Source organism: Streptococcus parasanguinis (genome assembly GCF_001074805.1).
Taxonomy (GTDB): Bacteria; Bacillota; Bacilli; order Lactobacillales; family Streptococcaceae; genus Streptococcus; species Streptococcus parasanguinis_A.
In genome coordinates this window covers 1-1,720 of record NZ_JUPI01000151.1, presented here as the reverse complement: position 1 = coordinate 1,720, position 1,720 = coordinate 1, and the positions used below count along the sequence as shown (strand labels likewise).

Annotated in this window: 1 protein-coding gene; it reads left to right on the top strand. The window is 37.1% G+C overall.

The genetic code is table 11. From position 1 onward, the window contains the following. The first annotated feature begins 141 nt into the window (after positions 1 to 141). Complete coding sequence (locus ADI76_RS10635) at positions 142 to 1,716, top strand: ATP-binding cassette domain-containing protein (protein WP_049516422.1); 1,575 nt, start codon at positions 142 to 144, stop codon at positions 1,714 to 1,716. Positions 1,717 to 1,720 lie beyond the last annotated feature (4 nt).

Here is a 1,720-nt window from a genome sequence, read left to right as displayed (position 1 = left end):
TTTTGAATATTCATTGACCAGACTTATTTTTAGATGTATAATGAGCATGTAAAATATATCACAAAGAATAATATGTAATAAGATTTAATGATTACATCTGATATTTCTCAATCATAGGGTTCTATTTTCTAGGAGAGATTTATGATTAATATCTTTAAATATCTTGATAAAAAAACAAAATACCTAACCATTATTGGGGCACTGGCAAATGGGGGTCTCGCATTAGGTCAACCTTTGGTTGTTGCCAAAGCATTATCTATAGATCAAAATAACCTTACCTATTCCTCTATTTGGAAATTTGCTCTCTTTGGTTTTTCTGTCTATTTCGTTTTGTATAGTCTAATGTTATTTTGTAATCATGCAAATAATGTCTTTCGACGTGAAATTCACATGAATATCCGAACGGCATTGTTTCATAAGTTAATGGAAGACAGGGAATATAGTGAAGATGAAAAGATTACCATGCTGACACAGGATATGGAATTTTTAGGAGATAACTTTTTTGAACGCTATATGACTATTTCATGTTGGGGATTTGGAGCGCTGATTACGGCGATCTATATCATTGCCCAAAATGTTTTATTGGGTTCTATCTTTGTTTTCTTCACGATCTTACGTCCCATTCCACAATTCTTAATGAATAATAAGCTAAAGAATTCAGGGGATGAAATGTCTCAGGGAAGAACAGCCGTTCATAACCAAATCTCTGATAGTATTCGAGGGGCTCAAACCTTGCGGATGAATCAGGCCTTGCCTGAAAATTCTCAGCGCGTCTGGAATATCAACCTACGTTATCAGCGAGCCATTCAAAAGTTTGCTTTTACCCATAATATTGTTTTCTTTTGTAATGGTTTTATGGTCTTTCTGAGCCAAGTACTCCCCTTGGTATTAGGGTTCTTCCTTGCTATGCAGGGTCATCATGTTTCAGTGGCTAGCCTGGTTGCAATGTATATTGCCGCTGGTCAACTGGTAGGTCCTATACAAAATATTATGTATGATGTGGTTGAAGTACAAGGAGCCAAAACAACGGCAGAAAAGATTTTCGGAATCTTGAATCGAGCAGATGATAGTAAATCGGACAATCATTCGATCTCTCAAGTAGAAGAACTAGAAATTTCTCATTTAAGTAAATCTTATAATGGTAGAGAGATTATTCGCGATCTTAATCTATCCATTCGACAAGGCGAAAAAGTCCTCATCAAAGGGCCAAGTGGCTGTGGGAAATCAACCCTCTTCCGAATGATCACAGGGGAAGAAAAGCCGGATGCCGGAACGATTACTTGTCGTACAAGAGATGGAGTTAAAACAAGTCACTTTGTTCGTCAGGTAGGCATTATCAGCCAGCATCCTTTCCTCTTTAATGATACTGTTCGCTACAATCTTAGTTTGGGACAAGAGTTTTCAGATCAAGAATTGGAGACTGTTTTGAGACAGGTCAAACTCGACCATGAACTAACTGATGGACTTGATTTTGTAATCACTAATAACGGAGAAAATATTTCAGGTGGACAACGAGTCCGGATTGAACTAGCCCGCTTCCTTCTTCGTAAAAAGGATATTTTATTAGCAGATGAGGTAACTGCAGCTCTTGACGTAGAAAATAGCCAGATGGTTCGAGACTTGATTTTCTCACTACCGATGATGGTGTTAGAAATCGCTCACCATATTGATAATGAAAGTCGATACGATCAAGTCATTGAACTAAGAAAAGAATAAAATT

What these genes read in the sequence shown, in the direction of transcription:
- ADI76_RS10635 (WP_049516422.1), top strand. Translation starts at nt 142, where the DNA reads ATGATTAATATCTTTAAATATCTTGATAAAAAAACAAAATACCTAACC.